Here is a 14,794-nt window from a genome sequence, read left to right on the forward strand (position 1 = left end):
AGGCTTTCTGATTGACATCATAATGCAGACTTAAGCAGTTTAACATCGGTTGAATATAGCAAGTACATCGTTTATTCTTCAACTCCCGCAAATGCTGAATTGATTATCGGAATAAATAATGACAGATCGCTGTCTTCGCCTGCTGCTAGATTTTGATGGCTGCGCCCAAAGAGATAGCGGGCAGTCTTCAGTATTTCTGCACAGGCGCGATCGCAAGTTTGCTCTTACCTGTGAAGAGCAGGGGGTAAGACCCAGCCCTCAACGTTGGATTGCCTATATAAATCGTTTTAGCAACTCAGATCCTGAATTAAATCAATCAACCAAACTGCTGCGTTTCTGGCGCAGAGTTGACAATGGTTTTGTTACTGCAGGCGCACTATTTGGCCTATTGAGCATGCTCGCTTTACTGTTTTATGATGGCGGTCAGCGTATTAACATTACGGTTATTATTGCCTTTGTCGCTTTTCAGCTCTTATTGGCGCTGATCACTACCGTTCAATCATTGGTCGGATGGCAACCATGGCGGTCCTTACTGCAAGGTTTTGGCAGCCATTCGCAGTCAGAAGTCGTATCACATGTTCAGCCAGTGCTGATGGCACGATCAGCACACATGGGAGGCTCGTGCTTCGCATTAGCAGGCTTAATCAGCCTATTAGTTATGGTGTTACTGCAAGATCTTGCGTTCGGCTGGAGTACAACATTGGAGACTGATGCTGGTTCTTATCATGCAATTATTGCTGTGATTTCAGCGCCCTGGGCTTGGCTTTGGCCGGCGGCTGCGCCTGAACTAGGATTGGTAGAATCCACTCGTTTCTTTCGGGCTAGTGGCATTCAAGGTGATACAGACCCTGCGCTATGGGGCCAATGGTGGCCTTTTATTACTATGCTTTGGACAACATGGGTACTGCTACCCCGTTTAATTTTATGTTGGGTAGCTGGAGTCTTGATCCGACGTAAGTCGCGGCAATTACTAGGCAAGCACCCAGCAATGCGCGAATTGATGTATCGCATGGAAACTGAAACGCTCGACACCGGTAATAAACACAACGATGCGTTAGACTTGCCTGATATTAAAACTCAATTTGCGCTCACACCGTTGCCAAAAGCCAGTATTTTGTTGAGTTGGGCAGGGGCTGGCGACTCAGCACTGCCAACATATCTTACTCATTCAAAAAGTATGCAGGCAAAAATAGGCGGAAGAGTAAAATTGTCAGAGGATCAACGTACCTTGGAGCAAGTGGCGATAAAACTTGCACAGGAATCGAATCGTTGCGTGCTATTAGCTACACGCAGTTGGGAACCGCCTACTGGTGAGTTGGAAGACTTCATTGCTAAAGCGCAAGAGCGTTGGCCAAAAGGTGCTCGATTAGTATTAGTGCCGCTAGCTATTAACACCGCACTGCAACCAGAGCAGCATCAACTGCTGCCGTGGCTGAGGTTTGCTTATCGCATTCCAGCAAAGTTTGTATCGGTAAGTATGATGAGTTTAGATCACCTTAGTAGCAGTATTCAGGAGGGACCTAGAATATGAAAAGTGCACCCAACTTTGCTGTGGTAGGCCATCCAAATAAAGGAAAATCTAGCATAGTCGCTACGCTATCGCAAAACGATGCCATTGCAATTGCGTTAGAACCGGGGACCACTCGAGCACGGCAAGCTTATCCATTAAAAGTTGATGGAAAAACGCTTTATACTTTGATAGACACCCCCGGTTTTCAGCGACCTAGGCGTGTATTAGAGTGGCTAGAAGCTCACAGTGTGTCTGCGTCAGATCATAGCGAAACGCTTCGAGCATTTGTGGTACAGCATAAAAGTGACGAGCGCTTTAATGACGAATGTGAGTTGCTTACGCCATTAATTGACGGCGCAGGGATTATTTATGTAGTCGATGGCTCTGTGCCTTATAGCGCTGAGCACGAGGCTGAAATGACTATTTTACGATGGAGCGGTAGGCCTAGCTTAGCGTTAATCAATACCATTGGTGCCGACGATTACAGTGATACTTGGCAGGCAGCATTAGGTCAGTTTTTCCAAGTAGTGCGAAAGTTTGACGCTGTGCGAGCGCCATTTGAAAAGCACTTAAGCCTGTTGCGTGCATTTGGGCAGTTGGAACCTGAGTGGGAAAAAACACTGGAAAATGCCACACAGTTTCTATCTAAACAGCGTCAGCAAAGACAATCTCAATCGGCTGGTATTATCGCTAAAGCGTTAACAGATATGATGTTTTATGCAGTAAAGCGTACCTTAGCAAATAATCAATCCACAAGCGCAATCGACAATAGTCTTGCACAAGAATTAAAGACAAGTTGGTACCAGCGGCAACGGATGCGTGAACAAACGCTTCGGATAGACATTGAGCATTTATATCAACATCAGCGTATTCGCAGGCAAGAGGCTGAACTTCAATGGCACAGCGATAATGACCTTTTTTCAGAGAATAGCCGCAATCAATGGGCGGTAAGTAAACGATACTTAGCTACTGCAGGATTTGGTGCTGGTGCGCTAAGCGGTGTTGGTATAGACGCGTTGACTTTTGGCTCATCGTTTGGCACCGGAGCGCTTTTAGGTGGTTTACTCGGTGCTGCAGGAAGTTATTACTATGGCGGCAAATTGCTATTACCAGTGCTAAAAATTGGGCTGCTTAACAACGGCCTCAAAACGGCCACGTTTGGTCCCGTACAAGACAGCCAATTTGCTTATGTGGTTTTAGGGCGTGCCGTTGATCACTGGTGGCATATCAGTCATCGCAATCATGCGGGAAGGGATATGCTTGATTTGATTCCCGCCGATAATCATTGGATAGAAGGCTTAGATAAAGAAAGCCGCAAAATCATTCAGAAAGCCTTGGATAAAAGCCGCAAACAACAGAACTTAGATGACAGCCTACAGAATAAATTCCATCAGGCGCTAGAGAAATGCATGGCGGTGTATGAAGAATGGCTCACAAAACCCGATATCTTATTATAATTATGATTTTACGCCAAAATGAAAGTCGAAGGACCTCTGGAGGTATCTTGCCGCTTGAGCTACCGCGATAGATATTTTCAACAGTAGGCCCCGAACACTTTTATTAGGGGCCATATTTGTGCTGCATAGTTTAAGAAATAGACTATTTATTGAGTAGTGTAATTAAGCTCGATGTGTCAAAGCGTCTGCCACCGTTGGCTTGTACTTGACCATAAAACTGATCAACCAATGCGGTGATAGGCAAGTTTGCACCGTTAGTTTTTGCTTCATCTAATACAATGCCTAAATCCTTTCTCATCCAATCAACAGCAAAACCAAAGTCGAATTCGCCTTTAATCATGGTGCTTGACCTATTTTCCATTTGCCACGATTGCGCAGCACCCTTAGATATAACATCGACAACCTGCGTAGGATCAAGTCCAGCTTTACCAGCAAAATGAAGTGCTTCTGATAATCCTTGTACCACGCCCGCAATACAAATTTGATTAACCATTTTAGTTAATTGACCACTGCCACTTGACCCCATTAATTGATGCTTTTGTGAATAACAATTCAACAATGTAATAACCGCATCATATGTCTCCTTATTGCCGCCAAGCATTACCGTCAACTTCCCGTTTTGAGCCCCAGCCTGGCCACCTGAGACCGGCGCATCTAAGAATTGTATTCCCAAATCGTTAGCTGCTTTAAACAATTCGCGAGCAAGCTCTGCGGAAGTAGTGGTGTGGTCAATGAGTATATCACCAGCAGACATGCCCGCTAAAACACCATCTTCTCCATACACTACAGACCTAACATCATCGTCGTTGCCGACACACAGCAAAACTACTTTTGCATCTACTGCGGCTAATCGTGGCGTTATTTTTAATGCTCCATTGGCATATTCATTGACCCAACTAGTTGCGGTTGCGACTGTGCGATTGTAGACAGTGGTGTTAAATCCGGCATTTGATAAATGACCGGCCATCGGATAGCCCATAGCGCCCAACCCAATAAATGCAACATTGATACTCATCATTAATCCTCGTTAAATAGCGGCATTGGCCACTTTACTTATTTGTCTTCAGTTTGCCCATAGTATCTATTATTGGTGAGTCTTTCAGCTTATTAAACGGATCAGCATGTTGCTATCATATGGCACCAAATGCATTTTGGTAAAATGAATTAATAGTATCTGCCAAACGAATACATATTTAATAATGTGACAACAAGTATCCATAAAGAAAAGTGATCGAAGATGCTCACAGCAACTGACCAGGAATTTGTCTAAGGATATTTATTAGCGGAATATATTTTATTACTTTTATTGTAGAACCCAAGGTAGTCAACAAGCTAGATCATTCAAAATTGTTCTTTAAATATTTAAACTTTAATAAATACAGACGGTTACATTAAATTTTATTTCTAAGGTATTGAAGTTTTGGTGTCTTAGATTAAACAGAATGATAGATCCAGGGTGATCGTACGGTTTAATGAACGTAGAAGCGTCATTTTAAATCATCTTAAATTCGTAAATTAGACACAAAATACACTTATCCACTATTCTGGATAATAATACACAATTGCGCATAATGTATATTATGTTAAATTGATAATATACACACAATGTTATTCACAGGCCTTGTCGTTTCTATTCTAAATCTGGAATCGTGTTCTAGCGAAGCTGGAATTTTTGCTTTGTTGTGTAAAACGGTGAAATTATAATTTGTACCGCCCTCACCACTTCAGCGACGTGGTAACAATAAAAGATATGCTCCTCTGTTTCTCACATCGGTTTGTCGGCGCAGTGGCGTTGCTAATTAAAACGGGACCCGTTAATTCATCTGTAAGCTTTGCTTTCTATTATTGTTAATACTAGAAACGGTTGAGTTATCTAAAGTGCAAAAGAATTTGGGTCATTGTGTATTGGGATTATGTTGAATAATTTCGCGGCAGCTTTGATTCATCTTGTTTAAATTGAACTCAAAAAATATGTGATGACTCTTTTTAATTGTTCGCTTCGCGCTTTTTTAATTCTGAAGTCGTCAAACTATTTTTTTAAACCGTATCGCAAATGTTCAACGCTGCCTACAAACTATTTATGCTGACAGCAACTGTTAAGTGTTACCGGTAATGTGATGAGTCTATTTCAATATTTCGTTAGTGCAAAAGCGCTGCTATAATTTTCGTGGTGTAAAGTTATGCGAACATTTTTAGAAAATGGTTCTCGCGCACAAAAATAGTCTTTCGGTAGAAAGTACTCGCTCAGGCTTTTAATCTAAATTTAAATCTAAATTTAATTTTGATGGCGGGTAGATATTCCCGCCCTACTCCGGACTCGTTGAAATCGAATGAACAATTAAGCGATGGAGAGTGTCTCATGTTACCTACTTTTTTTGCTTCATTCGGTCTTTTAGATCGGCAAATGGATTGTACGTGCTTGTTTCGATTTCAGTATCCTGGGTACTACCGTAACGTACAAAATTTTCAAACTTAGAATGCTCTTCATCATGACAATACAAACACAGCAGTTCCCAGTTACTGCCATCACTGGGATTATTACCATGGTTATGATCGACGTGATGTACCGTTAACTCCGAGAGGTTTCTATGGGTAAACTCACGGCGACAACGGCCACAGATCCAAGGATATATCTTAATGGCTTGTTCACGATAACCCGATGCACGTTTGGCTATGTATTCTTGCTGCTCGGCGAACACTTTATCATAACCGCCTGCCCCAGCTTTTTGATTCGACATGTGATTTTCACTTAAAATAACTGACCATTTATTGGAACACCCATAGTAACAGCGTTATATACAACAAATTGAGTTTTTCACTTCATAAGGTGAGTCGATTTTACCTTTTGATCTGCCAGAGTCGAGGTTAAAAATTCTGACCTCTTTGTTGTATTGTTATGGGTGGCTTGTTAACACTATTATATTTCTGGCATTAAGGTATGCATGACCACCATTCATGAACAACAAAAGTTATGCGAAAATATGCTTGTTGAGATCAAAAACCTGCAAAGCCAATAATTAAGTCCTTCAGAAAAATCCACTACAAGCTTGTGTCAGTTAAACTAGATCAGTTTTCAGGAAAATTTTGATGATTGAATTTAGGCGAATTTTGCGACATTGGTGACAAAATTAGTCGCATCTAGCGTAAAAATGAATTAACAACGCGCCCATTTTTAACTTTTACATTGAACTATTATACCGATATACCGGCAAATTTGACTCCTGGTAATCACAATTAGTTTTTTTAGCACTGGTCGGTAACAGCACCCAATGTCTTCTATGCGCGAACCCAAGATCAATTGCTTTTTCAAGTTGAAAACACGCTTTATAGATTTGAATATCTTCAATGAGAATGTACTGCTTTTCTAGCCGCTGCCACTGATAAGCTGCTGCTAACTGTTCTTCAAGCAGCGTGTTATAACCAAAATGTACAATAGGATATGGCGAAAATAAGATGAACTGTTCAGAAAAATCAATAAGCGCAATATGCGAATCGCGATCAATCATTTCCTGCGCCTTAATATAAATATTCTTTGGTGTACTAATATCGTTTCGTAGATGGTAGCCATAGGTACTATAACCAATCCAAAGCGCACTAAAAAAAATTGGCCAGGCAACCCAGGTTGAAAATCCTTTCAATATAAATATGCCAATAATGCTACACAATCCAATCCCAAGAAATAAAAACCACGGCTCAATATCCAATTTTTGGGTTAACTTAGACAACACCTGGAAATCAACTAGACCCAAAACTGAAACAATGATGAGGCCGCCAGCTAAGAAAAAGCTCAGTCCCAACAATATATTTTTGAGTGTTTTTGACTGTAGTAGTAAGTGGTAGTAAGGCGCTATAGCGAGCGCAAGCATCGGCAGTGCTGGAAGAATGTAGACACCGCGTTTACCTGGACTAGCACTGAAGAACAATATAACCAGCAAGACCCAACCAATAGGCAGAACAATGCGGCCATCTAATCGATTAATTGCTTCAATCCAAGGCTTTACAAGCCAAGGAATAGTTAGACTCAAAGGCAACCAAAATAGAGGAATAACCGAGACAATATAGTACCAAGCAGGTTTTAGATGATGCCATGAGTCGGCGTAGCGTGTTACGGTTTGCCTAAAAAGAATATTATCTCGATATAACTCATAGGCTGCGTTATCTGAGGCATTCACGATCAGCAGCATTGGTAGTACCCATAAACCAATTGCGAATAACATGATTAATGGGCCTGCCGCCCAAGCAGACCAATGACACTTTGTAATTTTGTTGCGCTCTGGCGACATTAATCGCAAAGCTGCATAAGGAATTAGCATCAATAGCGGTAAAAATCCGACCCCTTTTGTGATCACACCAATGCCCATGAAAAACCAAGCTAAGGCATACCACCGATATAAACCATCCACCAAGCAAAAGCGCAATATTCCATAGCAGCCAATGGTGATAAATGCACATACCAGAGCATCTACTTGCGCCGTTTTAGTTTGCAGTAAAAACTGAAAACTAAACAGCAATAACCAGCCAGCGGCAATCCCGACCTTTTTATCCCATAACCGCTTGGCTATATCGTATACCAAAAATAGTGTTAACAATCCTGCTGATGCAGAGGGCAACAAAAAAGAGACTCGTAAAGATCCTGTTATCCAATAGAATAGTGCAATAGACCACATAAAAATAGGCGGCTTATCAGGGTAAAGCTCTTGTGCTCGGGCGGGAAAGAACCAGTGCCCTGTCTCTACCATCTCTTTAGCAATGAGCGCAAAGCGAGGTTCATCTGCTGGCCATGGATCCCGAAACCCTATTCCAATGAAAATTAGTATAAGTGCGACTATTAATAGTGACTTGAAAGAAGAAATTAACTGCTCAATGCATTTAATTGCAACAGGGCTTAACTCTATATTTGAAGTATTCATTTAACGAGACTCTGCTACATTTCGAGCGGTGATACGCGTGTCTGTTTCTAGTCCACGTTTGTGCTTCCTGTATAAAGAAAAGCTTAAATAACTAGATACGAAAAGCAATACTACACTCGCTAATATTTGCCATTCTGAGTTAACTAACATACCTTTTCCCAACAAGCAGAAAATAAGCATTTGCGGAATATAGCCAATGAAAGATCCCACAAAGAAAGCTTTGGACTTAACATTGGTACTGCCAGCAACAAGGTTGGTTAAAACATTACTACCAAGCGGTAGCAGACGGATAATAATCGTTTTTCGCGTTGGTTGTGCAGCCAAGAACACATTGACCCGTTGATATTGTGTTTGAAACTTCTTTCTGATTATCGGCTTTAAAACTATTTTAGAGATGTAAAAAGTGATAATGCACCCTACTAAAGTTGCAACAGTTGCTAACAATAAACCAGTAATTGAGCCATATGCGTAGCCGCCTAAAAAAGCTACGATTTGACGCGGTGCTCCACACGCTGTGATAACTGCAGCGATACAAAAAAAATATAAAGCACCAATAAGTCCATTTCCTCTTACATCCCTATCTATCCATTGCTGATTAAACGATGAAATAAAGTCTGCATGCGTCAATAAGTAGCCAATCACAATACAAAACATTACCATTGCTAGGCTTTGCTTGTACCATATCGACCTCGCAGTGTTACTCATCAGGAAAACACTCTTTTATAGTGGGTATTTTATTGCGTTTTTGTAACCAAATGACGCCTAGCATATCTACTAAGCCGGCGAGCAGCCTGCCCCACATACCGTATTTGGATTCTCCATGTTGGCGATCTCGATGCTTAACTTCAACGATTTTTATTGTGCCTCCCAATCTTTTAATCAAAGCGGGCAAATAACGATGCATGTGGTCAAAATAAGGAAGTTTTAAAAAAGTACGACGCGGAACAACCTTCAAGCCACAGCCTGTATCAGGTGTGTCATCACCCAATAATTTAGAGCGGACTTTATTAGCAACGCGCGATTGAAAACGCTTCCAAGCCGTATCTTTACGATGTTTACGAAAGCCCGCGATACAAAAATGTGAGGTTTTGGGAAATGTTTCAGCAATACTCAACAAATTAATAATATCGCCAGGGTCGTTTTGTCCATCGGCGTCTATCGTTACAATTAGCTCACCAGATGCTTGTGATACACCAGTTAAAATGGCGGTGCTTTGTCCTGCAGAATGCTCATGCTGAATGAGTCTTATTATGTCCGGATGCAACTGGATCAGCGCTAGTACTTTTTGTGATGTTAAATCAGTACTGCCATCATCAACATAAATGATTTCAAATTGATGTTTAGGGGTCAAATGAGTCAATATTTCATTCACCAATGGGTCAACGTTGTCCGCTTCATTTTTAGCAGGGATAATAATACTGAAAAAGGTGCTTTGAAATTGCATAAATTACTTTGTATTGATTTACATTTACATTGAATACCGCCTATCTTAATAACATAACCTTAAGGTTCCCTTAAGATATCCTTAAAATTGTCCAACTTGGAAAACATTCAGTATCTCTTAAGCGGTTCTTAAGTTAACTCGTTCACAATACTGGAAATTAACAGCACTGGGTCATTATGAGTTTGAAAGAGCGATGTACAATAAGGCTAACTTGCTAACGACATTAGTTGACGAAGATGCAGAAGGAGTAGAATTCGATTTTGCGGGTGAATTTATGCCTGAGTTTGAGGGCGAAGGAAAAGCAGACCCCGAATATTATCAACTTTGGCGCAATGGAGAGGTGTTTGAACATTCCGGCATCATGGATTTGTTTTCAACAACAACCTTCGAACATCAGAAACTCAAAGTAGGTCAGGCTGCTGATAAACCAGTCAGTTATGTAGCCGCATCAATTTTTATAATTATATGGTTTTTTGTCTTATGGGTTTTAATGAGATGGCTTTTTGATTTTTATAACACTTAACTCAACTATGCTTTATTAATAATAACGTAAGCACCTTCAGTACTAATTAAAAGCCCGATATACACCTGGCCTATATTGGCTGACGCTCACATCAAGCGCTATCGCAGGTACTGTCATATCAGACTATATTGATCGCACACTAAGATTCGGATACTTATTTGGCTCATTACTGCTAATAGTTTTGCAGCTTCTAATATTAGTGTTTTGGTAAATATATAGCTAATATTAAGTAAACAATCAGTACACCGTAAGCTTTTCTTAAGGTTCATTTACTACCATACAAACACTTAACAAGGTGTGTGTATGAATCCTAAAATTTCCCCCATTATTCTATTAGCGTCATGTATTTTCGTTCCCCAAATTGTATTAGCTGACAACGGCGCAAATGATAATGAATGTGATCAAACGCCCAAGGTTCGTTTCAAGACTAATGACATTTTCGATTTAGACGACCCCGACACAATATTTGTACATTATTGGGCGAATTTTTTTCATATAAAAACGAAAGATATAACGTTAGGCAATGAAAGTGCATTCTTTATTCGAAAATGCGACATCACTCAGGCTGACATTGACGAACTAGAGCGTCATTTACGCAAGCAAAAATACATCCGCGAAGCCAGGATAACCGAAGGCGAAGACGAAAAAATAGACGTTGAAACATGGGATAATTGGTCGCTCATGCCAACGGTGGACTTTGGAAGAAAGGGAGGGATAAACAAATACACAATAGGTATAAAAGACCGGAACTTGCTAGGCTTAGGCATTGACGCTGAATTTGAATATTTTAGTAATAACCAACGCACTGGCTACAAATTCGACACACAATTTCCGCTTTTCCTGAACGAAAATATGACTGCGAGTATTAAACTTAGCAGTAATGATGATGGTAGCTCTCAAGCATTTTTCTTAAATAAAGACTTTGTTAGTTTTGATACTAGCCAAGCTTATAAAGTGGGTTTTGATAACTTCAATCAAATTGATAGTCAATTTCAAAACGGGTTGACGGTAGCGGAGTATGAGCATGATAAATCTTATTCTACTGCGCAATGGCAATGGTTGTTTAGCGATTCAGACAACGAAACCTTACGATACGGTATAGGTTATATAAGAGAAAAACACCAATTCTCTAATATACTTTTGCCTACAATCGCGTCATCTGGTTTTTTACCTGAAGACCGAGACTATCAATACCCTTTCGTCAGCATCGACTACCTACAAAAAAACTATCGAAAGCTATCTAACTTCAATCTCATTAACCAAATTGAAGATTTTAACTTAGGGTGGCATGTATCTGGATTAATCGGCAGAGACTTTGCAAATACCATGCAATCCCCCGCTGTTATATGGCAAATGTCTTTCTCAAAGGGTCTGCAAACATCGGACAATGGTTTTTTGTTTTTTGACGGCCATTTTGAAGGCGAGCGTATTTCAAATTCGGACAGTAAAGACAGAACGCAATTATCTTTTTCAACCGAATACTTTCACAAGTTTAATGATAATTGGGGAGGCTACTTTAAAAATGCCAATACGATAAGTAAACACCCCTTTTTAGACTCACCCGTCGCCTTGGGCGATGACTCTGGTGTGCGCGGTTATCCATTGAATTATCAGCATGGAGAAAGAACAACGCAATTTACATTGGAGGCGCGTTACTACCCTCACATAAATATTTACAAACTGTTTGAACTTGGAGGCGCTGCTTTTATCGATGCAGGGAAGGCATTTGGTAATAGTCCCGTGGCCAACGTTAACACCTCGGTTTTGGCATCAGTAGGCATTGGCGCTCGTTTTTACTCAACTCACTCCAGTGATGCTCAGGTTATTCACCTTGATTTAGTCAAACCGCTGTCTACTGACACCAACGTAAACGGTATTGAGTTTCGCATTACCACCAAACATTCGTTTTAAGCTATCAATATAATGAAATATATCAACACTATCCGTAACCGTTCATTTAGCACGAATCAACTGATACTTTTTACATCAGCGTACATAGCACTAGTACTTAATCTGCCATTTTTCACTAAAGTGTGGAATATAGTAACTGCAAATAGCGATTACAATATTTGGTTTTTATTGTCAGTACCACTGGTCCTATTACTATTGACCATTCTCTTTCATAGTCTTTTTGCCTTTAAACGGTTGCTTAAACCGATGCTGATTGCGTCTGTATGTCTCTCATCGCTTTTGTTTTATGGCACTTATCATTACGGTATTATTTTTGACTATGGCATGATCCAAAATACGATAGACACTGACCATGCAGAGGTAATGTCTTATTTCAATATGTATGCAGTGCTATTTTTTGTATTATTTGGACTTCTACCCTCTAGCTTACTTTACTACGCTAAAATAACAGACCATTCAATTGTTAAAGGTGCTTTTGGGTGGTTGAAAATGGTCGTGATTGCCACACTATTGCTATCTATATTAGTGAGTTTATTCTACGTAAACTACGCGGCTGTTGGCAGAAACAATCGAGAACTAACATCGTACTTAACTCCCTTTAAATTGTATGAATCTTCGTATAAATACCTCAAACGTGCCCTAAATAATTCGCCTCGAGAATTTCATATACTCGACGCAAAGCCAGTTTTAGTTAACAAACAAGCAAAAAGAAGCATCACTGTCGTCGTGCTCGGAGAAACAGCAAGAGCCAAAAACTTCTCGCTAAATGGCTACGATAAAACCACCAATAAATACACGCAAGGCGCAAATGTTGTTTCATTCTCCAATGTTTCTTCATGCGGCACCGCGACTGCGGTTTCAGTACCGTGTATGTTCTCTCGTTTGAATAAACAAAACTATGACAAATATGTTGCGAGCTATCAGCAAAATGTGCTGGATATCATACAATTATCAGGTACTAACGTTACTTGGATTGATAACAATAACGGAGGCTGCAAAGGCGTATGTGCAAGAGTCGAGTCAATCGTCATAGATGAAAACATGTCAAGCCCATTGTGTGATGGAGAATATTGTATAGATGAAATTTTGCTTGAATATCTAGATAAACAACTTTTAGTACAGTCAGATAAAAATACGCTCATCGTTTTGCACATGATGGGCTCACATGGTCCTACCTATTTCCGGCGCTATCCACCAGAACACCGAGCCTTTACGCCTGATTGTCAACGCAGTGATATACAGCATTGTACTAGCGAAGAATTAATAAACACTTATGACAATACAATTTTATATACTGACTTTGTATTAGCGAAAATTACGCAACGATTGCAAACCTTGTCTGATAGTAAGCAAGTGAATACCGCGATGCTTTATGTTTCTGATCATGGTGAATCATTGGGTGAAAATGGCATATATTTGCATGGCTTGCCCTATGCGTTTGCACCGAAAGAGCAAACGCATGTGCCGATGCTGTTTTGGCAAAACAAGCAAAATGAAATCGTTAGTCAAGAGTGCCTTGATACCATCGCCACGCAAGCAATATCACATGATAACTTCTTTGACATCCTGCTTGGTATACAGTCTGTTGATTCAAACACTTATAATGCTAAACAAGATGTCTTAAGCCTTTGCCGACAGACTCATAACCTCGCAAATAGAGACACTTATGCAGAATAAAACATCAACAAACTCAACGTCTAATGTGAACGCGAAACCAAAAGGTTTACTACGGCTTTATCTGGCCGTAAAAAACTCAGGCAGAGCCATTAAATGGCTAATAAAAAATGAGTCTGCATTTAGGCAAGAAGCCCTTGCATTACTCATTGCTATACCCGTTACCTTTGTCATTGACGCTTCACCCAAAGAGCAGTTGATTTTAATAGCGACTGTACTTTTCGTCATGTTAGTAGAAATAATTAATACCGCAATCGAGGTGGTTGTAGACAGGATTGGCGTAGAACTAAATCCGCTGTCTGGTTTAGCAAAAGATTTAGGCTCCGCCGCCGTTTCAATCAGCCTCGTTTTAGCAGCGTTAACATGGATTGGCATTTGCTTCTTATAGGCAGGTAGGTGCACATATGCGGGTACGATAGCGTTCATATGCATAAGTTTTTATTCAGCAATAATTCAGCCAATCTTAAGATAAGAGTGTTAGCCTTCCGCTAACTATAACAATTATTGGCTAAAGAATAGCGATGCATGTGGGTTTTGTATTGAACATTTCGTTCCTATTACCGTTATTTAAGAAAAAAATTATCAGTATTTCTGTTGTTGGGAATGACCGCTGTTTGGACGTCAGGATATGTAAAAGCACAAGTTCATCCCTTATATCAAAATCAAACCAATGTCTTCCATGTGGTTAAACCAAGAACGCTTCAACAAGTCAATAACGAGCTTGAATTTACCTATACAATCGACAAAAGCGCCATGCACTTTCAAATCAAGTTGCTTACGGTACTGTCAAGTTACCGAATTCGGACGAACAGAACCACGATTTAACTGCCTATGCCAAATTTTAGACGCAACTCGCATCGGTTGTTTTCGTAATGCTGGGTTGAGTGTTCTACACACGGCATCAGTTCTTTCTTACCTGCATGTTTATCTTTACGTTTCTGAACGAGAATATCGATTTCATCATCATCCTCGCCGGCAGCCCGCCAAAGGTAATGCAGCACACCATTGATCTTGATGAATACCTCATCAAGATACCAAGTATCACCCAAATGTAAAAGCTAAGTGGATTTTCCCTCCAAAGTGCACGTGTTCTCTCTATCCACCACAAATAATCAGTCACGCCGTGTGGTTTTATCACACTAATTTCTAGCCGTTTCATAAGTAAAAAAACACGACAGTTGTTGTATAAAAACGAGTTACACTTTATTTTACTGTAACTATTTTTAATTAATTTTTAAGTAACATGAAGTCCAATACCAATTTATTAATGCTAGTTGCCATTTTAATGGTTCTTTTTAGCCCTATCGCTTTTGCATCTGACATCAGAATGTATTGGCATCTATACTTATTCGGCATCGCGCTTAT

The 14,794-nt window shown here is 40.2% G+C and carries 13 protein-coding genes; 7 read left to right on the forward strand and 6 right to left on the reverse strand.

From position 1 onward, the window contains the following. The first annotated feature begins 118 nt into the window (after positions 1-118). Together CXF81_RS18825 and CXF81_RS18830 are read left to right on the forward strand one after the other, a co-directional pair. On the forward strand, positions 119-1,531 hold the full coding sequence (locus tag CXF81_RS18825; protein WP_101182938.1) for a DUF2868 domain-containing protein: 1,413 nt from the start codon (positions 119-121) through the stop codon (positions 1,529-1,531). Continuing rightward, a complete protein-coding gene (locus CXF81_RS18830; RefSeq protein WP_101182939.1) occupies positions 1,528-2,967 on the forward strand; it encodes a GTPase/DUF3482 domain-containing protein in 1,440 nt (479 codons plus the stop codon). Before CXF81_RS18825 ends, CXF81_RS18830 begins: the two co-directional genes overlap by 4 nt. Positions 2,968-3,109: 142 nt before the next feature. Here the strand turns inward: CXF81_RS18830 and CXF81_RS18835 are convergent, their stop codons facing one another. The 5 genes from CXF81_RS18835 to CXF81_RS18855 form a co-directional block, all read right to left on the reverse strand. Beyond that, the gene (locus CXF81_RS18835) at positions 3,110-3,982 is read right to left on the reverse strand and encodes an NAD(P)-dependent oxidoreductase (protein ID WP_101183123.1); all 873 of its coding nucleotides are present in this window, start codon (positions 3,980-3,982) and stop codon (positions 3,110-3,112) included. A 1,351-nt stretch (positions 3,983-5,333) separates the two neighbouring features. Continuing rightward, complete coding sequence (locus tag CXF81_RS18840) at positions 5,334-5,705, reverse strand: YajD family HNH nuclease (RefSeq protein WP_101182940.1); 372 nt, start codon at positions 5,703-5,705, stop codon at positions 5,334-5,336. Positions 5,706-6,146: 441 nt separating this feature from the next. Continuing rightward, entirely contained in the window at positions 6,147-7,877 is a 1,731-nt protein-coding gene (locus CXF81_RS18845; RefSeq protein ID WP_101182941.1) for a glycosyltransferase family 39 protein, read from the reverse strand. Beyond that, entirely contained in the window at positions 7,878-8,537 is a 660-nt protein-coding gene (locus tag CXF81_RS18850) for a TVP38/TMEM64 family protein (protein ID WP_232771996.1), read from the reverse strand. 37 nt (positions 8,538-8,574) lie between these two features. Beyond that, positions 8,575-9,321 carry a glycosyltransferase family 2 protein gene (locus CXF81_RS18855; RefSeq protein WP_101182943.1) on the reverse strand — a complete coding sequence of 249 codons (747 nt, stop codon included), beginning with the start codon at positions 9,319-9,321 and terminating at the stop codon, positions 8,575-8,577. Positions 9,322-9,514: 193 nt separating this feature from the next. Between CXF81_RS18855 and CXF81_RS18860 the strand changes: the two genes are divergently transcribed. The 5 genes from CXF81_RS18860 to CXF81_RS18875 all read left to right on the forward strand — a co-directional run bounded on the left by CXF81_RS18860 (position 9,515) and on the right by CXF81_RS18875 (position 13,817). Then, positions 9,515-9,844 carry a hypothetical protein gene (locus CXF81_RS18860; protein WP_101182944.1) on the forward strand — a complete coding sequence of 110 codons (330 nt, stop codon included), beginning with the start codon at positions 9,515-9,517 and terminating at the stop codon, positions 9,842-9,844. 79 nt (positions 9,845-9,923) lie between these two features. Then, positions 9,924-10,055: a hypothetical protein gene (locus CXF81_RS20740; RefSeq protein ID WP_157825590.1), complete on the forward strand. Its 132-nt coding sequence runs from the start codon at positions 9,924-9,926 to the stop codon at positions 10,053-10,055. Between the two features lie 92 nt (positions 10,056-10,147). After that, on the forward strand, positions 10,148-11,755 hold the full coding sequence (locus CXF81_RS18865) for a hypothetical protein (protein ID WP_101182945.1): 1,608 nt from the start codon (positions 10,148-10,150) through the stop codon (positions 11,753-11,755). A gap of 12 nt (positions 11,756-11,767) precedes the next feature. Beyond that, on the forward strand, positions 11,768-13,432 hold the full coding sequence (locus CXF81_RS18870) for a phosphoethanolamine transferase (protein WP_101182946.1): 1,665 nt from the start codon (positions 11,768-11,770) through the stop codon (positions 13,430-13,432). Continuing rightward, a complete protein-coding gene (locus tag CXF81_RS18875) occupies positions 13,422-13,817 on the forward strand; it encodes a diacylglycerol kinase (protein ID WP_101182947.1) in 396 nt (131 codons plus the stop codon). Before CXF81_RS18870 ends, CXF81_RS18875 begins: the two co-directional genes overlap by 11 nt. A 433-nt stretch (positions 13,818-14,250) precedes the next feature. On the opposite strand, the gene CXF81_RS20125 is transcribed toward CXF81_RS18875, so the two are convergent. Further along, a complete protein-coding gene (locus CXF81_RS20125; protein ID WP_232771997.1) occupies positions 14,251-14,478 on the reverse strand; it encodes a DDE-type integrase/transposase/recombinase in 228 nt (75 codons plus the stop codon). Positions 14,479-14,794: the final 316 nt, after the last annotated feature.

It is taken from the genome of Glaciecola sp. 33A, assembly GCF_002836745.1.
In the GTDB taxonomy this organism is placed as follows: Bacteria; Pseudomonadota; Gammaproteobacteria; order Enterobacterales; family Alteromonadaceae; genus Glaciecola.